This is a genomic window from Mesorhizobium tamadayense, assembly GCF_003863365.1.
GTDB lineage: Bacteria > Pseudomonadota > Alphaproteobacteria > Rhizobiales > Rhizobiaceae > Mesorhizobium > Mesorhizobium tamadayense.
The window spans coordinates 94,012-112,499 of sequence record NZ_RQXT01000011.1 but is presented as its reverse complement, the minus strand read 5'-3'; the positions used below and the strand labels follow the sequence as shown (position 1 = coordinate 112,499).

At 65.1% G+C, this 18,488-nt stretch carries 22 protein-coding genes; 9 read left to right on the top strand and 13 right to left on the bottom strand.

Annotated elements, in window-relative coordinates; translation table 11 throughout:
• The first annotated feature begins 5 nt into the window (after positions 1-5).
• Positions 6-608: a DUF1236 domain-containing protein gene (locus tag EH240_RS11990; protein ID WP_124998402.1), complete on the top strand. Its 603-nt coding sequence runs from the start codon at positions 6-8 to the stop codon at positions 606-608.
• Between the two features lie 69 nt (positions 609-677).
• Here EH240_RS11990 and EH240_RS38455 read toward each other — a convergent pair whose 3' ends face one another.
• On the bottom strand, positions 678-1,121 hold the full coding sequence (locus EH240_RS38455; RefSeq protein ID WP_206075251.1) for a hypothetical protein: 444 nt from the start codon (positions 1,119-1,121) through the stop codon (positions 678-680).
• 128 nt (positions 1,122-1,249) lie between these two features.
• On the opposite strand from EH240_RS38455, the gene EH240_RS11980 reads away from it, so the two are divergent.
• From EH240_RS11980 to rpsP, 5 genes are all read left to right on the top strand, one after another.
• On the top strand, positions 1,250-2,191 hold the full coding sequence (locus EH240_RS11980; protein ID WP_124998400.1) for a CPBP family intramembrane glutamic endopeptidase: 942 nt from the start codon (positions 1,250-1,252) through the stop codon (positions 2,189-2,191).
• A gap of 67 nt (positions 2,192-2,258) precedes the next feature.
• The gene (locus EH240_RS11975; protein WP_124998398.1) at positions 2,259-3,200 is read left to right on the top strand and encodes a glycosyltransferase; all 942 of its coding nucleotides are present in this window, start codon (positions 2,259-2,261) and stop codon (positions 3,198-3,200) included.
• A 444-nt stretch (positions 3,201-3,644) separates the two neighbouring features.
• Positions 3,645-5,231, top strand: coding sequence for a signal recognition particle protein (gene ffh / locus EH240_RS11970; RefSeq protein WP_124998396.1), 1,587 nt, complete (start codon positions 3,645-3,647; stop codon positions 5,229-5,231).
• Positions 5,232-5,238: 7 nt separating this feature from the next.
• Positions 5,239-5,565, top strand: coding sequence for a chorismate mutase (locus tag EH240_RS11965; RefSeq protein ID WP_124998394.1), 327 nt, complete (start codon positions 5,239-5,241; stop codon positions 5,563-5,565).
• 46 nt (positions 5,566-5,611) lie between these two features.
• Complete coding sequence (gene rpsP, locus EH240_RS11960; protein WP_124998392.1) at positions 5,612-6,013, top strand: 30S ribosomal protein S16; 402 nt, start codon at positions 5,612-5,614, stop codon at positions 6,011-6,013.
• 68 nt (positions 6,014-6,081) lie between these two features.
• On the opposite strand, the gene EH240_RS11955 is transcribed toward rpsP, so the two are convergent.
• The 5 genes from EH240_RS11955 to EH240_RS11935 form a co-directional block, all read right to left on the bottom strand.
• The gene (locus tag EH240_RS11955) at positions 6,082-6,345 is read right to left on the bottom strand and encodes a YMGG-like glycine zipper-containing protein (protein WP_124998390.1); all 264 of its coding nucleotides are present in this window, start codon (positions 6,343-6,345) and stop codon (positions 6,082-6,084) included.
• A 146-nt stretch (positions 6,346-6,491) separates the two neighbouring features.
• The gene (locus EH240_RS11950) at positions 6,492-7,031 is read right to left on the bottom strand and encodes an SRPBCC family protein (RefSeq protein ID WP_124998388.1); all 540 of its coding nucleotides are present in this window, start codon (positions 7,029-7,031) and stop codon (positions 6,492-6,494) included.
• A 15-nt stretch (positions 7,032-7,046) separates the two neighbouring features.
• Complete coding sequence (locus EH240_RS11945; protein ID WP_124998387.1) at positions 7,047-7,457, bottom strand: DoxX family protein; 411 nt, start codon at positions 7,455-7,457, stop codon at positions 7,047-7,049.
• Positions 7,458-7,604: 147 nt separating this feature from the next.
• Positions 7,605-8,096, bottom strand: a complete 492-nt coding sequence (locus EH240_RS11940) for an SRPBCC domain-containing protein (protein ID WP_167483997.1) — start codon at positions 8,094-8,096, stop codon at positions 7,605-7,607.
• A 56-nt stretch (positions 8,097-8,152) separates the two neighbouring features.
• A complete protein-coding gene (locus tag EH240_RS11935) occupies positions 8,153-8,500 on the bottom strand; it encodes an ArsR/SmtB family transcription factor (RefSeq protein WP_124998383.1) in 348 nt (115 codons plus the stop codon).
• A 258-nt stretch (positions 8,501-8,758) separates the two neighbouring features.
• Here EH240_RS11935 and EH240_RS11930 point away from each other — a divergent pair, with 258 nt between their 5' ends.
• Complete coding sequence (locus EH240_RS11930; RefSeq protein WP_124998381.1) at positions 8,759-9,172, top strand: ACT domain-containing protein; 414 nt, start codon at positions 8,759-8,761, stop codon at positions 9,170-9,172.
• 165 nt (positions 9,173-9,337) lie between these two features.
• On the opposite strand, the gene EH240_RS11925 is transcribed toward EH240_RS11930, so the two are convergent.
• Positions 9,338-10,372, bottom strand: coding sequence for an aspartate-semialdehyde dehydrogenase (locus EH240_RS11925; RefSeq protein WP_124998379.1), 1,035 nt, complete (start codon positions 10,370-10,372; stop codon positions 9,338-9,340).
• A 466-nt stretch (positions 10,373-10,838) separates the two neighbouring features.
• Here EH240_RS11925 and EH240_RS11920 point away from each other — a divergent pair, with 466 nt between their 5' ends.
• Together EH240_RS11920 and EH240_RS11910 are read left to right on the top strand one after the other, a co-directional pair.
• The gene (locus EH240_RS11920) at positions 10,839-12,680 is read left to right on the top strand and encodes a DEAD/DEAH box helicase (protein WP_124998377.1); all 1,842 of its coding nucleotides are present in this window, start codon (positions 10,839-10,841) and stop codon (positions 12,678-12,680) included.
• A 462-nt stretch (positions 12,681-13,142) separates the two neighbouring features.
• Complete coding sequence (locus EH240_RS11910) at positions 13,143-13,847, top strand: DUF805 domain-containing protein (RefSeq protein ID WP_124998375.1); 705 nt, start codon at positions 13,143-13,145, stop codon at positions 13,845-13,847.
• Here the strand turns inward: EH240_RS11910 and EH240_RS11905 are convergent.
• The 6 genes from EH240_RS11905 to leuD all read right to left on the bottom strand — a co-directional run bounded on the left by EH240_RS11905 (position 13,837) and on the right by leuD (position 18,468).
• Positions 13,837-14,334: a GNAT family N-acetyltransferase gene (locus EH240_RS11905; protein WP_245435953.1), complete on the bottom strand. Its 498-nt coding sequence runs from the start codon at positions 14,332-14,334 to the stop codon at positions 13,837-13,839. The genes EH240_RS11910 and EH240_RS11905 overlap by 11 nt on opposite strands.
• Positions 14,335-14,340: 6 nt before the next feature.
• Positions 14,341-15,444 carry a 3-isopropylmalate dehydrogenase gene (leuB, locus tag EH240_RS11900; protein WP_124998373.1) on the bottom strand — a complete coding sequence of 368 codons (1,104 nt, stop codon included), beginning with the start codon at positions 15,442-15,444 and terminating at the stop codon, positions 14,341-14,343.
• Positions 15,445-15,729: 285 nt separating this feature from the next.
• The gene (locus EH240_RS11890) at positions 15,730-16,080 is read right to left on the bottom strand and encodes a VOC family protein (protein ID WP_124998525.1); all 351 of its coding nucleotides are present in this window, start codon (positions 16,078-16,080) and stop codon (positions 15,730-15,732) included.
• 67 nt (positions 16,081-16,147) lie between these two features.
• Positions 16,148-16,531 (bottom strand): RidA family protein, encoded by a 384-nt coding sequence (locus EH240_RS11885; protein ID WP_124998372.1) that lies wholly within the window; start codon positions 16,529-16,531, stop codon positions 16,148-16,150.
• Between the two features lie 282 nt (positions 16,532-16,813).
• Positions 16,814-17,761, bottom strand: coding sequence for a hypothetical protein (locus tag EH240_RS11875; protein WP_124998370.1), 948 nt, complete (start codon positions 17,759-17,761; stop codon positions 16,814-16,816).
• Between the two features lie 101 nt (positions 17,762-17,862).
• Entirely contained in the window at positions 17,863-18,468 is a 606-nt protein-coding gene (gene leuD / locus EH240_RS11870; protein WP_124998368.1) for a 3-isopropylmalate dehydratase small subunit, read from the bottom strand.
• Positions 18,469-18,488 lie beyond the last annotated feature (20 nt).

Genomic DNA, 18,488 nt, shown 5'->3' with positions numbered 1-18,488 from the left:
AAACCATGAAACGCCTATTGTTTCCGGCGGTTGCCGGTGCGTTGCTCGCCATGTCGGGCGCGGCGCTTGCCGACACGCCCGTCTCGGCGGTGACGGATTTGAACGTCCGCGCCGGCCCCGGCCCGCAATATCCCGTCATCGGCGTGCTGGCCGCCGGCCAATCGGCGACGCTCAGAGGCTGCATCGAAGGCAGCAAATGGTGCGCCATCGCCGAAGCCGGCGGCAACGGCTGGGTCTATTCCGACTATGTGACGGGCGACTTCGGCGGCAGCCGCGTGGTGCTCACGCGCCGGCCGGCCGAGGCCGACATCGCCGTCGTGGCGCCGCCGACCGACGAAGTCTATACGCAGGACGACTACACCGGCGCCATCGTCGCGAGCGATCCGATCGAGCCGATCGCCAGGCCGCCGGCCGAGGTCGGCACCTACGTCACCACGCATCGGGTCGCCCCGGTCTATCTCGAGGGCGAAGTGGTGACCGGCGCGGTGCTGCCCGACACGGTCGAGTTGCGCGAGATCCCGGACTACAACTACCGCTATGTCTATGTGAACAACCAGCCGGCGCTGGTCGATCCGGGCACGCGGCGCATCGTCTATGTGATGCGCTGATCCACCGCGATTTGGAAGGCGGTCGCCGGAAATTGGGCGGCCGCTCTTTTGAAGAACGCCAACGCCAGGTCAGGCTGCCTGCATCTGCTCGATGGCGTCGATTTCGGCCTTCTTCGCCTCGCCCTCCACTGCGAGGTCATAGCTTGCCTGCATGTTCATCCAGAACTGCGGCGTCGTGCATACTTTGTCGGCAGCCGGAGCATTCGCAAACATTCGCAATTGGGCGGAAGCCTCCCCGAAGTCGTCATCCTTGGGCGTAGCGACGCGAAGCGGAGCGCAGACCCAAGGATCCATGCCGTGACCATAGCCAAGGAATGCAGCGGAGCAGATTCTGCACCGTAGCAGCGCTTTGATGTCACGGCAGGATCCTGGGGTCTGCGCTGCGTCGCTTCGCTCCTTGCTCCGCCCCAGAATGACGAAAGTGATGGGCGTTTCGGCTAATCTCCAACGCGTCTCCGTACCAAGTATCATGCTGTGATACGCAATCAATGGGCGCGGAATGGGTCGTCCCATGATGCGAATCTCTATGCTCCCTGCGGCCGGAGCGGTGCCGACAGGTTGCGAGACTTGATGAGACGATTGCGCCAAAACCGCCGATCCCCTAGATCATGCCACCCGAAAGCGTTCGGCAGGGGACCCGCGTGATCATCGACAGTGCCGCCTTCGAGCGTTACCGGCGCTCGCCGAACGAGAAAACCACCCTGCCCCGGCTGTTGCTGGGGACGGCGATCGTCGTTTTCTTCTGGCTTGCCATGACGCTGATCGTGCTTGTCGCCGGCACCTACGCCTTCATCGTCCTGCGCCTCCCCGGCCCGGCAACCGGACAGCCGGTCCAGGACTTCCTGGCTTCGCCCGTCGGCATCCTCACCGCGCTGGCGTCGTTTGCCGGCATCTGGATGGGCCTTTGGGTGGCGATCCGCTTCGTGCATGGCGAGCCGCTCTCGGCGATGGTCGGCGCAGACCGCCGCATCTCGCGCGGCGGTTTCCTCAAAGGCCTGGTCGCGGTTCTGATCACCTCGCTGTTCTCGGAGGTCCTGCTCTATTGGCTGCAGCCGGAGATCGCCCGCGGATCGATCGCCTTCTCGTCCTGGCTGCTCTTCCTCGTGCCGATCGTGCTGCTCGCCTTCCTGCAGACGTCCTCGGAGGAGGCTCTGTTCCGCGGCTATCTGCTGCGCGGTCTCGCCAGCAGATTTGGCAGCCCGCTGATCTGGGGCGCGCTGCCCGGACTGCTGTTCACCGCGCTGCATTGGAGCCCGGCTTCGACGCCCGCCATCAATGCCTGCGTGCTGGTCTCGATCGCCGCCTTCGCGCTGCTTCTGGCGCTGATGGTCTATGTGACCGGCAATCTGGGCGCTGCCTTCGGCGCCCATCTCGGCAACAATCTGACCGGCTTCCTGCTGATCTCGCACCAGGAGAGCTACAATTCCTTCGCCCTGCTCAACGCCAAGCCGCTCGAAGGCCCCGGCTGGACGAATTGGGACGCCGTTCTCATCGCCGCGATCGGCGTCGCAAGCACGCTGCTGACGATGCTCCTGCTTCTGCATCGCCGCTCGCCCCTGAAGGTCGGGCCGCACAGACCATGATCCCGAAAAGCGGAAACCGGTTTTTGGACCGGATCATGGTCAAGCAGAAAACCGACAGGCTCGCCTGATGCGCATCACGCTGGTGGCGGAACGCGCCATTCCCTGTAAAGGCTATGGCGGCACCGAGCGGCAGGTCGACTGGCTGGCAAAAGAGTTTTCGCGCCTCGGCCACAAGGTGGTCCTGATTGCGGGTCGCGGCTCGAGCCATCCGCTATGCGAGGTGCGGCAGGCGTCTTCGGCCGCCGAATGCCGCGCCGCGATCCCGGCCGACGCCGACATTGTGCATTTCAATGGCTGGTACATCGAGGCTCAGCGCCCGGCGCTCTATACGATGCACGGCTTTGCCCCGGAATTCCCGCAAAAGGGACAGAACTGGAACTTCGTCAGCGCCAGCCATGCGCGCAACCACGGACGGGAAACCTTCGTCTATAACGGTTTTCCGGTCTACGCCTATCGCCTGTCCGCCATCAAAACGAGCCGGCTGCTGTTCCTGGCCGGCATCGCCCGCGTCGGCAAGAACCTCAACCGGGCCGTCGATCTCGCCAGGGCCTTCGATTTCCGGCTCGACATCGCCGGCGGCTCGCGCTGGCAACTCCTGCAGCGCACCAAGGTTCGCCGCCAGGGGGTCTTCTTCAAGAGTCTCAGCCGCCGCTTCCGCTACCACGGCACCGTCGACGGCGATGAGAAACTGCGCCTGCTCGGAGAGGCCAGGGCCTTCCTCAATCCGATCGCCTGGGAAGAGCCGTTCGGCATGGCGCCGGTCGAGGCGATGCTGTGCGGCACGCCGGTGCTGACGACGCCGCGCGGCGCGATGCCGGAAATCGTCGACGACGCCACCGGACGCCTCTTCGAAACCGATACCGAGTTCGCGCAGGCCTTGGCCGACATCGCAGGGCTTTCGCCCGAACAATGCCGCGAGTCCGCCGCCGATCGGTTTCCCATCGCGAAGACTGCAAGGGGCTATCTCGATCTCTATACGCGCATCCTGGACGGCGAGGCGCTGGCGTGAACTGGCTGCAGACGGCAGTCAAACTGTTGAAGTCGGCGCCGCCCCTCATCCGCCTGCCGGCATCTTCTCCCCGTGAAGAACGGGGAGAAGGGACAAGCTCCAGCGCTGATGACCCCCTCTCCCCGTTCTTCACGGGGAGAGGGTAAGGGTGAGGGGCGGCGCCAACTTCCGGCGATTGCGCAAGGCTTATCGCCCAGCACCTTGACTCCGCCGCCGATTTCCTGTCTAGACGCGCACGAATTCCGCGACGAGTACACCTCCGCGAAAGCCGACCAGGACGCCGACGCCTCACCGAGGCGAGTGCTGTAAACCGATCCTGGAGGCCAACACCCGGCAGCGCGATGCGCCCCCGGGTGCTTTTTGGCTTTGTGCTTTTGCTTGGCGGCCCGGCGCGAACGCACTACCTCTCGGGCATCCACAGGGTGCCAGAGAAAAGGAAAAAGAATGTTTGAATCCCTTCAGGAGCGCCTTGGCTCCATCCTGAACGGCCTGACCGGCCGCGGCGCGCTGTCGGAGGCGGATGTCTCGGCAGCGCTGCGCGAGGTGCGCCGCGCGCTGCTCGAGGCCGACGTCGCGCTGGAGGTGGTGCGTTCCTTCACCGACAAGGTGCGCGAGAAGGCCGTCGGCGCCGCGGTGCTGAAGTCGATCAAGCCCGGACAGATGGTCGTCAAGATCGTCCATGACGAGCTGGTCGACATGCTGGGCGCCGAAGGCGTGGCCATCGACCTCAACGCGCCGGCGCCCGTCGTCGTCATGATGGTCGGCCTGCAGGGCTCCGGCAAGACGACGACCTCGGCCAAGATCGCCAAGCGCCTGACCGAGCGGCAGAACAAGAAGGTCCTGATGGCCTCGCTCGACACGCGGCGACCGGCCGCTCAGGAGCAGCTGCGCCAGCTCGGCGAGCAGGTGAAGGTGGCGACGCTGCCGATCATCGCCGGCCAGAACCCGGTCGACATCGCGCGCCGCGCCGTGCAGGCGGCAAAGCTCGGCGGCCATGACGTCGTTATCCTCGACACTGCCGGCCGCACCCATGTCGACGAGCCGCTGATGGTCGAGATGGCCGACATCAAGAAGGTGTCGTCGCCGCACGAGATCCTGCTGGTCGCCGACTCGCTGACCGGCCAGGACGCCGTGAACCTCGCCAAGAGCTTCGACGAGCGCGTCGGCATCACCGGCCTGGTGCTCACCCGCATGGACGGCGACGGCCGCGGCGGCGCGGCGCTTTCGGTGCGCGCCGTCACCGGCAAGCCGATCAAGGTCATCGGCACCGGCGAAAAGATGGACGGGCTGGAGGAATTCCACCCCAAGCGCATCGCCGACCGCATCCTCGGCATGGGCGACATCGTCTCGCTCGTCGAGAAGGCCGCCGAGACCATCGACGCCGAACAGGCGGCGTCGATGGCCAAGAAGATACAGTCGGGCAAGTTCGACCTGAACGACCTCGCCGCGCAGCTTCAGCAGATGTCGAAGATGGGCGGCATGGGCGGCATCATGGGCATGATGCCCGGCATGGGCAAGATGAAGGACCAGCTCGCGGCGGCAGGCTTCGACGACAAGATGTTCCGCCGCCAGCTCGCCATCATCTCCTCGATGACCAAGGCCGAGCGGGCGAACCCCGATATCCTGAAGCATTCGCGCAAGAAGCGCATCGCCGCCGGCTCCGGCACCGACGCGGCCGAGATCAACAAGCTCTTGAAGATGCACCGCGGCATGGCCGACATGATGAAGGCGATGGGCGGCAAGGGCAAAGGCAGCGGCCTGATGCGCGGCATGATGGGCGGCCTGGCCTCGAAAATGGGCCTCGGCGGCATGATGCCCGGCGGCCCCGGTGGCATGATGGGCGGCGGCATGCCGGACCTCTCGAAGATGGATCCCAAGCAGCTCGAGGCCTTGCAGAAGCAGGCCCAGGCTGCCGGCCTCGGCAAAGGTTTGCCGGGCGGGCTTCCCGGCGGCGGGCTGCCGGGCCTGCCCGGCGGCGTGAAGCTTCCCGGCCTGGGCGGCGGCTTGCCCGGTCTTGGAAAGAAGAAGTGAGGGCGCCATGAACGAGGATAAGGACATGGCCGACGCACGCGCCATCCTGGCGGGCTACCGCGCTTCGATCGACAACATCGACGCCGCCCTTATCCATATGCTGGCCGAGCGCTTCCGCTGCACCAAGGCGGTCGGTGTGCTGAAGGCCGAGCATGGCCTGCCGCCGGCCGATCCGGCGCGCGAGCAGCAGCAGATCGCCCGTCTTCGCCAGCTGGCGAAGGATGCAAATCTGGATCCGGATTTCGCGGAGAAATTCCTGAACTTCGTCGTCCGCGAAGTAATCCGCCACCACGAACAGATCGCCGCTGACAACGGCGTGACGAAAACCGGTTGAAGGCCAACCGCCCCGATTAACGAACTCAGAGCTTTAGGAGAAAAAAATGGCACTGAAGATCAGACTGGCCCGCGCGGGCTCGAAGAAGCGTCCTTACTACCACGTCGTCGTCGCCGACGCCCGTTCGCCGCGCGACGGCCGTTTCATCGAGTCGCTCGGCTCGTGGAACCCGCTGCTGCCGAAGGACGGCGAGCGCGTCAAGGTCGATGCCGACCGCGTCAAGCATTGGCTCTCGCATGGCGCCCAGCCGACCGACCGCGTGCTGCGCTTCCTCGACGAGGCCGGCATCGCCACGCGTCCGGCCCGCTCCAACCCGAAGAAGGCCGAGCCCGGCAAGAAGGCGCAGGAGCGCGCCGCCCTGCTGAAGAAAGCCCAGGAAGACGCCGCCGCTGCCGTGGCCGCGGCGTCCGCCGCGCCGACCGAGGCGGAAGCCGCCACCGCCGAGTAATCTCGGCCTTTTTTCACTTACGGAAACGGCGGGCCCCTTGCCCGCCGTTTTTCCTTTGGTTGGATGCCTCAATAGCCTGCCGGGCAGCGCGCGATGTAGACGCGCCCATAGCGGTCGCGATAGCGGCACTGGCCGCTTTCGCTGGCGTGGCCGATCAGCGCGCCTGCTATGGCGCCGACAGCGCCGCCGACGACGGCCCCCTCGGTCGGATTGTTGGCAACGGCAGCGCCGACGGCCGCGCCGCCCAAGCCACCGATCGCCGCCCCTTTTTCTGTCTGCGAGCATGCGCTTAGCGCCACCAGCACGGCCGCCAGAACCATCATCTTTGTCATCTGTCTCCTCCCGGAAGGGAACGCCTCCACACGCCTGGGTCGATAACGCACGAACGCGCGAATTGATCCGCCAACGATGGGCCGCGGTTCTGGGGTGGGCCTGAAGCGGCTCAGTGGAACCCCCTAGGGAGGCGACGGCCTTCGCGTCAGGAATTTTCTTGTTTCTCGGCTGCGCGTCTCAAATTGGCCAGGCCGGCCTCGAAGTCCTTGCCGATGAGGCTGTCGAAATTCATGAACAGGCCCATCAGCTTGACGATGAACGGCCGTCTGCCCCGCATCGCCCAGGTGACAGTGGTGCCGTCGCGCGACGGCGTCAAAGTGAAGTCGACGGTGTTGTTGGCCCGCAACGGCTTTTCGAAATCGAGCCTCAGCGAGACCAGCGACGACGGCACCGAATTGATGATCTCCATGCGGCCCTTTCCGGCCTTGCTGTTGCCCTCCCAGGCATAGGCCGCGCCCTTGCCGCTCTCGGCGCCGGAGAGCGTGCGTTTCATGTTTGAGTCGAGCTTTTCGAAGGGCGACCAGCTCGGCCAATGCTTGAAGTCATCGATCAGCGGGAAGATCGCCTCGGCCGGCGCCCTGATGCTGGCGGAACGGCTGACGACGAAATCGTTCGGCCGGGTCGCGGCAAAGATAAGGGCCGCGGCGACGACGACGAGGAGGACGATGAGGATGGTGGCAAGCATCTTTGTCCCCCACGCTTAGCGGCTGAACGGGATCAGTGCACGCACTCTGGCATCGCGCAGATAGAGCCCGCCCCACAGGATAATACCGAGATAGACGCCGAACAGCGTATGCGAGAAGAGCGGGCTATCTACCCGCACCTTTGTGGCGATGGCGCCGCCCATATAGGCGGTGAGCAGGATGGCGCCGAGAACCGAGGTGCGCGGCAGCGCGTAGAGTGCCGTCGAAATCAGCCCGATAATGCCGAGCATGCGCGCGACATTGGGATCCGCCGGCCAGCCGAGCGGCACCATCGTCTGGGTGACGATGTCGAGCGGCGGCAATTTGATGGCACCGTCGAAGATCATGAACAGCACGATGATGGCGCTGAGCACACGACCGGTCCACAGGGCGCCCGGCGAGACGGACGATGTTTGAGAAATGCTCATTGACGTTTCCTCCTGACAATTATCGAACGCTGGCCGTCTTTCAGGCTCGAACCAAGGACGCGGCACGAGTCGACGGTCCGACACGTTCCGGAATCCTTTTTACCGAGGCGCGCGGTTCAGCCCCGCCGCGCCAAACGGCGCTCTCGCTCAAAGCGTTCTGAGATAGGCATCCAGCCGCGCGTAGCTCGCCATGACCATCTGGCCGAAGCCCATCTTCACCGCCATGTCGCGGGCGGCGACCGAGTTGGCGCGGATGTTGGCGACGATACGCGTCTTGCCGCCGGCATCCTCGAACAGGATGGTCGTGACCATGTTCGGCGGCGGCAGGGTATCCTGCCATTGGCTGCGGTCGAGCGGCGCGTCGCGATAGACGATCCGCTCCGGCGGAGCGATCTCCAGATAGACGCTATTGGTCGGATACTCGCTGCCGTCGGCAAAGCGCATGGTCAGACGCCACTGCCCGCCAGGCCGCACATCCATTTCGCAGACCGGATAGCTCGACCCTTCCGGTCCCCAGAACCGCACCAGATGGTATGGATCTGTGAACAGCTTGAACATCAGCGCGCGGGGCGCATCAAAGGTCCGGGTGATGACGATCACCGGGTCGTCGGATGGTATGTCGATGGTCTGATCTGTCATTTTCCCCTCTCTCTCCATTGCCTTGCCGCGCGCGGCGGCATGATGGTTAGCCGGCTTCAGTTTCGATCTCCGCCCGGATCACCTGCCTGCAAGGCTTGCAGATAGGTTCCAAGCCGGTCGAAGCGGCCGTCCCACAGCGCCCGATACGACTCCAACCACGCGTCGATCTCACGCAATGGCTCCGGCTGCAGGCGGCGCGGTCGAAACTGCGCGTCGCGGCCACGCGCTACCAGGCCGGCGCGCTCGAGCACCTTGAGATGCTTCGACACCGCTGGAAAGCTCATGGCAAACGGCTCGGCCAGTTCCGTCACCGAGGCCTCGCCGCGCGACAATCGCGCCAGGATGGCACGCCGCGTTGGGTCGGCAAGCGCCGCGAGGGTCAGGCTGAGGCTATCGGTCGTCATCTATTAAACCAATTAGTTATGTAACCTTTTGGTTCTATACGAGGCGCCGACGACTGAGTCAAGCGGCGTGATCCAAGGATCGAATCCGCCGGCAGCGCTCATTCGGCCCGCAAGCAGGATCGCCATGCTGGAACGCTTGCCGGTAGAGTCGACAACTAACGACATCGCCATGTCGTCGGGGTGGGGGCTTCCGGCGCGATGCCAGCCGGCCTAATGACAGGGCGTGGCAATTGCCGCAGCTTTGAGAGCGAGAAGACCATGACCGGCGAAACCGATCTCAGGAAATTGCTGGCGTCTATGACGCCGCAACTGCTGCCCGGCATCTATGTTTTCGCGACGCTGGCACCGGGCGTGGCTATGCCGGACGGTTTCGATCCGGTCATGAGCTTTCGCGAGCGGGAAGGCCTGACACTGATCGTGGCGGAAGACCAAGCGAAGACAGCAGGCCTGCCCGGCACGTTCCGCTGCCGGATGATCACGCTCGACATCCACTCATCGCTGGAGGCAGTCGGCTTTCTGGCTGCGATCACGACGCGGCTGGCCGCGGCCCGCATGGGCGTCAATCCGGTCTCGGCCTTCTACCACGATCACCTATTCGTGCCGGCGGAGCGGGCCGAAGAGGCGATGGCGATACTGGCGGAGTTGGCGGAGGAGAGCGGGTCACTTACTTGAAATGCCGGCGCTGCCCCTCATCCCCCCCTGCCGGGACCTTCTCCCCGCGAACGGGGAGAAGAGCCTACCCGGCCGAAGGCCGAGCCCGCGACCGCGGGCCGCCGGTCGTCTGGCGCCCCCGCGGAGGGCCAGCCGCGTCAGCGGCGGTGCGGCCGTGAGCGAGTATCAAGCCGCCTTCTTCTTCGGCTGGATCAGCCCACGCTCGACCAGAAGCTCGGCGATCTGGACGGCGTTGAGGGCCGCGCCCTTGCGCAGATTGTCGGAGACGACCCACATCGACAGGCCGTTGTCGATGGTCGAATCCTCGCGGATGCGCGAGATGAAAGTGGCGTCCTCGCCGGCCGACTCGAGCGGCGTGATGTAGCCGCCGTCCTCGCGCTTGTCCAAGACCTGGCAGCCCGGCGCCTCGCGCAGGATCTCGCGCGCCTCGTCGGCGGTGATCGGCTTCTCGAACTCGATGTTGACCGCCTCCGAATGGCCGATGAACACCGGCACACGCACGCAGGTCGCCGTCAGCTTGATCTTGGGGTCGAGCATCTTCTTGGTCTCGGCCACCATCTTCCACTCTTCCTTGGTGAAGCCGTCGTCGAGGAAGACGTCGATATGCGGGATGACGTTGAAGGCAATGCGCTTGGTGAACTTCTTGACGTCGACCTGGTCGGCGACGAAGACCGCGCGGGTCTGCGTGAACAGCTCGTCCATGCCTTCCTTGCCGGCGCCGGAGACCGACTGGTAGGTGGCGACGACGACACGCTTGATGGTGGCGACATCGTGCAGCGGCTTCAGCGCCACGACGAGCTGCGCCGTCGAGCAGTTCGGGTTGGCGATGATGTTCTTGCGCGTGAAAAGGGAAATAGCATCCGGGTTCACTTCCGGCACGATCAGCGGCACATCCTGGTCGTAGCGGAAGGCCGAGGAATTATCGATGACGACGCAGCCCTGCTTGCCGATCCTGGGCGACCATTCCTTGGAGACATTGCCGCCGGCCGACATGACGCAGATGTCGGTATCGGAAAAATCATACTGGTCGAGCGACCTGACCTTCAGCGTGCGATCGCCGAAGGACACTTCGGTGCCCTGGCTGCGCCGCGAGGCCAGCGCCACGACCTCGCTCACCGGGAAGCCGCGCTCGTCCAGAATGTTGAGCATTTCGCGGCCCACATTGCCCGTGGCGCCGACTACCGCAACCTTGAAACTCATTGAAATCTCCTGTCCCTCTCCGCTTGGTTGTTGGAGCAAACCCGCCGGCCTCATGCGGGTTCCGTCCCCCGGGCCGAACCCGGGAGAGGGTGGTTAGGCCAAGGGAATCACACCGTTTTGGTGGTGGTTTTTTTGGCCGTAGTTTTGCTGGAACGAGGGGACGCGCCGAAGCGCCCGGCCCGATACGCTGCATCGTGGCTGGGGGCATCGAATGCAAGAAGAGCCATCAGAAGGCCACGCATCGAAGACGATCCCGTTCGGTGCCGGCTTTTACGCGCTTTGCGCAAAGAGTCAATTGCGAGGCGCTGCTCTCCCTTTTCATGTGAGGGGAGAAGGGAAGGCAGTGGCGCCTGCCCTGTACAAGGGCGGCCGCAAGAAGTACGAACGCCCAATATCGTCTGGCTGGCGTGGCGTCAGCCGGGCATTGGCTGCCCGACAGGCAAGCTCCGAACTCCGAAAGAGTGAGATGTCCAGTTCCGAAACGATCGTTCCCGCGCTCGCGCAAGCGCTGGAAAAACGCGGCTATGCCGAGCTGACGTCGGTACAAAAGGCCGTTCTCGCCCCGGAGCTCGGCCAGGCCGATGCGCTGGTTTCGGCCCAGACCGGCTCCGGCAAGACCGTCGCCTTCGGTCTCGCCATGGCGCCGACGCTGCTTGGCGGCGCGGAGCGCTTTGCCGATGCCGCGGCACCGCTGGCGCTGGCCGTGGCGCCGACGCGCGAGCTGGCGCTGCAAGTCAGGCGCGAGCTGGAATGGCTCTACGAGCTCACCGGCGCGAGTGTGGCGTCCTGCGTCGGCGGCATGGACATGCGCAGTGAGAGGCGCGCGCTGGAGCGCGGCGCCCACATCGTCGTCGGCACGCCGGGCCGGCTGCGCGACCACATCACGCGGCAATCGCTCGACATGTCGGCGCTTAGGGCCGTGGTGCTGGACGAAGCCGACGAGATGCTCGATCTCGGCTTCCGCGAGGATCTCGAATTCATCCTCGACGCCGCGCCCACCGAGCGGCGCACGCTGATGTTTTCCGCCACCGTGCCGCGCTCCATCGCCGCGCTGGCGAAAGGCTATCAGCGCGATGCCGTGCGCATCTCGGCCGCCGGCGAGGAGAAGCAGCATCTCGACATCGAATACCGGGCGCTGAGCGTTGCCCAGGCCGACCGCGAGAACGCCATCATCAACGTGCTGCGCTACTACGAAGCCAAGAACGCGCTGGTGTTCTGCAACACGCGCGCGGCCGTCAATCATCTGACGGCACGCTTCAACAACCGCAACTTTTCCGTTGTGGCGCTGTCCGGCGAGCTCAGCCAGAACGAGCGCAGCCATGCGTTGCAGGCGATGCGCGACGGCCGCGCCAGGGTCTGCATCGCAACGGACGTCGCGGCGCGCGGCATCGACCTGCCCAACCTGGACCTAGTGGTCCATGCCGACCTGCCGACCAACCCGGAGACGCTGCTGCATCGCAGCGGGCGGACCGGGCGCGCCGGGCGCAAGGGCGTCAGCGCGCTGATCGTGCCGAACAATGCCCGCCGGCGCGCCGAACGGCTGCTGCAAAGCGCCAAGCTGACCGCGACCTGGGCGAGCCCGCCATCGGCCGACGAGGTGCTCAGGCGCGACGAGGAGCGCATTCTCGCCGACCCTGCCTTCGACGACCCGGTGCGCGAGGAGGAGCGCGGCTTCATCGACGCGCTTCTGGAGAAGCACGGCGCCGGGCAGGTGGCCGCCGCCTTCGTGCGGCTCTGCCGCTCGAGCCGCTCGGCGCCCGAGGAGCTCGTGGAGGTGACGCCTTTCACGCCGTCGGGCGAGAAGTTTGCGCGCCGGGACGAGGCGCCCGCCCGCCGCGACGCTTTCGGCGACAGCGTCTGGTTTTCGCTGTCGGTCGGTCGCCGTCAGAATGCCGAGCCGCGCTGGCTGATCCCGATGCTGTGCCGCACCGGTGGCCTCAGCAAGCGCGAGATCGGCGCCATCAAGATGCAGCCGGAGGAGACCTTCGTTCAGATCGCCGCCGACTGGGCCGACCGCTTCCTCGCCGCGATCGGCCCCGATCGCAAATTGCAGGGTAGCATCGCCGTGAAGCGGCTGGATGGCACGCCGGACCTGTCGCGCGCCGGTTATCAGCCGCCCAAGCCGCAGAAGAAGCCGCATCGCGGCAAGCAGAATGCGCCCAAATTCGACAAGCACGCGTCGCCATCGGCCGAGCAGCGCCCCGCCAAGGCATTCGAGGCAAAGCCCTGGGCCGGGAAACCGGGTAAGCCGAAATTCGACAAGGCCGGACCGGCAAAGCAAAAGAAGGCGAAAAGGCGGGCGGGCTAGTCCCTCGACATGGTGACCCTGCCAGGTTGGAAGTCGATCCACAGCGAGCGTCGCAATTTCCTCCGTGGCAAATCGCAAACCTTCGAGATTAGCGGAGACATCCCTCCCTTCGTAAATCCCAGGGCGAAGCAGGAGCGGTGCGGGATCTTCGGAACGCTGGAGGGACAGCACCCCCCTCTGGCCTGCCGGCCATCTCCCCCCGCAAGGGGGAGATCGGCAGCTTCCGTCTCGGCGCCTCTTCTTCAACGTCGGAGATTGGCGAAAGCATTCGCGACATCCAATCTCCCTCCTTGCGGGGAGATGTCCGGCAGGCCAGAGGGGGGTGTGAAGGAACTCGACGGAGGGCGCTCGGTTCTGGACTGCTGCGCCCCGCGATGCACGGTCGCTGAATTTCCGCATCCCTCTTGTGGTTCGCCGCAACTTTGAACAGTCTGGGCATGCGCGGCAACGGGGGACAGGGCAATGCGCGGCGAAGTTCTTCACTACGACCAGGAGCAAGGCTTCGGTTTCATCACCGGCGCCGACGGCAAGCGCTACAGCTTCGCGCGCGAGGACCTGCGCCGCGAGATGGCGCTGGTCAGGGGCGCCGAGGTCGAATTCCAGCCGGACGGCGACCGTGCCGGCAATGTCTTTTCGGTCCGCGTGGGCATGAGCACTCCGGCAGAAAGTGCTGCCCCGGCCGCCACTCCATTAGCGGGTGGCGCGCCTGCGGCGCCGGCGCATTTCGGCCGCAACGCCGAAAACGGGACAACGGAATCCACCGGTCTGTGGAGCTATTTCCGGCGCGGCCTGACGACGAACTACGTCAACTTCTCCGGGCGCGCCCGGCGCAAGGAGTTCTGGGGCTTTTGCCTGTTCTGGACGATCGGCCTTGTCGTCGCCATCGGCGTCGGGCTGTCCGTGGACCTGTCGCGAGGCGATGTCGAGGGCGGTGGCGACGAGCCGATCGTCATGTTCGGCCTTTTCGGTCTTTACGTCCTGCTCACGATCCTGCCGTGGGTCGCGCTCATCGTGCGCCGGCTGCACGACCTTGGCCTGACCGGCTGGCTCGCGATCCTCTGCTTCCTGCCCTATGTCGGCGGGCTCGCCACCCTGGTCTTCGCGCTGATCCCGACCCAGGGCGGCGACAACAAGTGGGGACCGGTGCCGGCAGGCGTCAGGTTCTAGCGATCTTCTTGAGCGCCGCCCCCGACAGCCTGAGGAAGATCTTCTGGCCGTGGCGCTCGGCGCCGAGACGATTATAGAAACGCAGCGCGCTCTCGTTCCAATCTTCGGTCGTCAGATCGATGCGGCCGATGCCCTTACCGGCGCAATGATTGGCGAGAAAGCCGATCAACTCTCGGCCGACGCCCTTGTTTCGGGCGCTGTTTCGCACGAACAGGTCTTTCAAAAACATCAGCCGCTCGAGATCGATGCCGGGATGCGCGATCGCGACCGATGCCAGGCCGGCCACCTCGCTCCCCGCAAAGGCCAGCGCGAAATGCGGATAGGCCGGGCTTTCGTCGCCGAGCCACTGGCGCGCTGTGGCCGTCGCATGGCCGTGATCGAGCGGCGCCTGTCGGTAGTGCGCCGCCATGTCGCAAAGCACGGTGGCGAGCGCCTCGGCATCGTCGGTCGTCGCCCAGCGGACGTCGACCGCCACCTCATCAGCCATTGGGGATCAGCCCAGGAACTTGGCGATGATGGCGTCGCCCATCTCGGTCGTGCCTACCTCGGTCATGCCCTCGGACATGATGTCCTTGGTGCGCAGGCCGTCGTCGAGCACCGCGGCGATCGCGCCTTCGAGCTTGTCGGCCTCGGCCACCATGCCGAAGGAATAGCGCAGGCACATGGCGAAGGAGGCGATCATCGCGATCGGGTTGGCGATGCCCTGGCCGGCGATATCGGGCGCCGAGCCATGCACCGGCTCATAGAGTGCCTTGCGCTTGCCGGTCTTGGCGTCCGGCGCGCCGAGCGAGGCCGACGGTAGCATGCCGAGCGAGCCGGTTAGCATCGCCGCAACATCCGACAGCATGTCGCCGAACAGATTGTCGGTGACGATGACGTCGAACTGTTTTGGCCAGCGCACCAACTGCATGCCGCCGGCATCGGCCAGCATGTGGTCGAGCTTGACGTCGCTGTATCTGGCCTTGTGGGTCTGGGTGATCACCTCGTTCCACAGCACGCCCGACTTCATGACGTTGCGCTTTTCCATCGAGGTGACGTGGTTCTTGCGTGTCCGCGCGAGCTCGAAGGCGACGCCCGAGATGCGCTCGATCTCGAACGTGTCGTAGACCTGCGTGTCGATGCCGCGCTTCTGGCCGTTGCCGAGATCGATGATCTCTTTCGGCTCGCCGAAATAGACGCCGCCGGTGAGCTCGCGCACGATCAATATGTCGAGGCCTTCGATCACGTCCCGCTTGAGCGAGGAGGAGGCCGCGAGCGCCGGATAGCAGATCGCGGGGCGCAGGTTGGCGAACAGCTCCATATCCTTGCGCAGGCGCAGCAGGCCGGCCTCGGGGCGCACCTCGTAGGGCACCTTGTCCCATTTCGGCCCGCCGACCGCGCCGAACAGCACTGCGTCCGCGGCAACAGCCTTTGCCATGTCGGCATCGGAGATCGCCGCGCCATGCGCATCGTAGGCTGATCCGCCGACCAGCCCCTCGTCGGTGGCAAAGCCGCTGCCGAGCTTGGCGTTCATGGCGGCGATCAGCTTCTTCACCTCGGCCATGGCCTCGGGGCCGATGCCGTCGCCGGCGAGCAGGAAGAGATTTTTCGAAGCCATGGAGAACGTCCCGGGAAAGTTTGTGAACCGCGGCCTTGCTAAACGCCAAGCGGGCTGGGTGCAAGGGTTACGAGCGCCGAGATCCTTCGCACCTCCCCTCTGCCCTGCCGGGCATCTCCCCCGCAAGGGGGGAGATCGGACGTCGCCGCCGTTTTCGCTAATCTCCAACGCCGCAGAATTGGGCGCAGCGCCGAAACTGCCAATCTCCCCCCTTGCGGGGGAGATGTCCGGCAGGACAGAGGGGGTGCTGTCCCGCCGGCGTCTCAAAGGAGACGTGCAGCGCACCTACCGATGCGAGAGAATGTTGACCAGCCGGCCGAACGGGTCGCGCACAAAGAAGCGCCGCACGCCCCAGGGTTCGTCGGCGGGGCCGTATTCGATGGTGAAGCCGGCGCTTTTCATGGCATCGAGCGCCGCGTCGACGTCGTCGACCTCGATCGAGAGATCCGGCACCGGAGTGCCCGAACCGCCCTGCGCCATGAAGCTGACCTGGATGGTCATTTTGTTCTGCGAGCCGTAAGTGGCGATCCAGCCCATATCCATGAGCAGATCGAGGCCGAGGACGTCTTGATAGAAGCGTTTCGCCGCCGCGACGTCGGGCGTTTCGATGTTGGCGACAATGCGCCCGACCTTCACCATGCGCCGATCCTTGACCTATGCATGTTGTTGTCCCCCAGCAGTTCGCACTTTGGGGCGACATGCATCAAGCCGTTCGCCTGAGCGCCGTCACCTCGATCTCGATCTTCATTTCCGGCTTGTTGAGCTGGCAGACGATCATCGTTGCTGCCGGACGGATGTCGCCGAACGTCTCGCCTAGGATCGGAAAGACAACGTCAACATAGGCCTGGTCGGTGATGTAATAGTGCGCGCGCACCACATCGGCCATCTCGAAGCCGCCGTCGGCCAAAGCCTTGGCGATGGTCGCGAGGCAATTGCGCGTCTGCGCCTCGACCGTTTCCGGCATGGTCATGGTGGCATAGTCGTAGCCGGTCGTTCCCGACACGAAACACCAGTCGCCCTGCACGACGGCGCGCGAATAGCCGGCGGTCTTTTCGAAGGGCGAGCCGGTGGAGATGAGTGTGCGCATGGGGGCCTCGCGGTCGTTGCCGGCATTTTGCGCGGAAAAGGCAGGGCTGACCATGGGCCAAAGCGGTTGATGTCGGCGGGACAGCACCCCCCTCTGGCCTGCCGGCCATCTCCCCCGCAAGGGGGGAGATTGGCAGCTTCGGCGGGCTGCCATCCTTGCGACGTTGAAGATTGGCGAAAGTCGGCGTGACGACCGATCTCCCCCCTTGCGGGGGAGATGCCCGGTAGGGCAGAGGGGGTGGGAAGGATCGCGGCGGAACAGTTTTGTTCACCGCCCGCAACCCTAATTCCCCGACCCCTGCGCCTCGTCCAGCACCTTCTTGATGTCATCCGGCCAGCTCTTCACGTCCGGCCAAGCATCCGGTTCGCCATTGTCGCCGCGGCGGGCGAAATAGACCTTGTGCTTGACCGGGTCGACCGCCATGAAGCCGTCATTGCCGCCGCAGTCATGCGGCACGCAGCCGCTGGCGTAGAAGGCGCCGGAGGCCGTCTTTTCGGTGCCGCCGCCGACCAGCAGGCTGGTTGCCATGTCGGGCATGCCCTTACCGAGCAGCGCCTCGGCCGCCTTGTAGACGGCCTCGTTGTGGAAGGCGTCGACGATGTTGTCGTATTTCGACGGATCGACATCCTTCCAATCGGTGCCGGGTTCGGGCGTGTAGGTGAGCTCTCCAGAAGTCGTCAGCCCGGTGGTGGGCGACCACTGCAGCGCCGGCTTGGAATCGCCGGGCAGAAGATAGGGCACGAAATAGATGGCGCTGTCGGAGACAGCCGCCGGCGGCGCGCCGCATTCGTCCTGCTCGACTACGGTGGTCTGGATCTCGCCGTCCTTCGGCTTCCAGACGATCACCTTGGCCGGGCCGCACTGGTTGCCGCCGTCGCCGACATCGACCAGCGCCACGTTGACGTCGCCGATCTTGACCAACTTGTCGAAGAAGACGTCGTAATTGCTGGCGAGCTGCTTGCCGTCATAGGCCAGCACCTTCTCGCCGTCCTGCTCCGGCTGCGTGATGGTGAGCTGGCCGCCCTCGAACGGGATCGGCGCCTGCTTTTCCTCGTCCGACGCGGCCTGGTCGTCGCTGCCCGATCCCTGGTCGGTCACGCCCTGGTCGGCGGCCGGCTGGTCAGACGCCGCGGGCGCCTGCAGCGTAGCAGGCGCGGTGGTCTGCGCATTGGCGCCGGTCACCGCCAGAAGGATCGCCGCCGAGGCGCCGGCCAGAAGCAAGCGTGCCATGACTGTCCCTCCACTCCAGTCGCCAAGTATTTTACGCAATCCCGGACGGAAAACTGCTACCGCTTTTCCTGGAATTGCTCTATCCGTGCAGGCCGGACCGCTCAGGCCCAGGGGCGCAGCTCGGCGTTCTTCTTCTCGAAGGACGCGATGGCGCCGGCCTTCTCCATGGTCAGCCCGATGTCATCGAGGCCGTTCAGCAGGCAGTGGCGCTTGAAGTCGTCGAGGTCGAACGTGACCACGCCGCCATCCGGGCCGCGGATCTCCTTGGCCTCGAGATCGATCGACAGGGTCGCGTTGGAGCCGCGTGAGGCATCGTCCATCAGCTTGTCGAGGTCTTCCGGGCTGACCGTGATCGGCAGGATGCCGTTCTTGAAGCAGTTGTTATAGAAAATGTCGGCGAACGAGGTCGAGATGACGCAGCGAATGCCGAAATCGAGCAGCGCCCAGGGCGCATGCTCGCGGCTCGAGCCGCAACCGAAATTGTCGCCGGCGACCAGGATCTGCGCCTTGCGGTAGGCCGGCTTGTTGAGCACAAAATCCGGGTTCTCCGAGCCGTCGTCCTTGTAGCGCATCTCGGCGAACAGGCCGGTGCCAAGCCCGGTACGCTTGATCGTCTTCAGATAATCCTTCGGGATGATCATGTCGGTATCGACATTGACGATCGGCATGGGTGCGGCGACGCCGGTGAGCTTGGTGAATTTGTCCATGGTCCTGCCCGTTCTGCGGG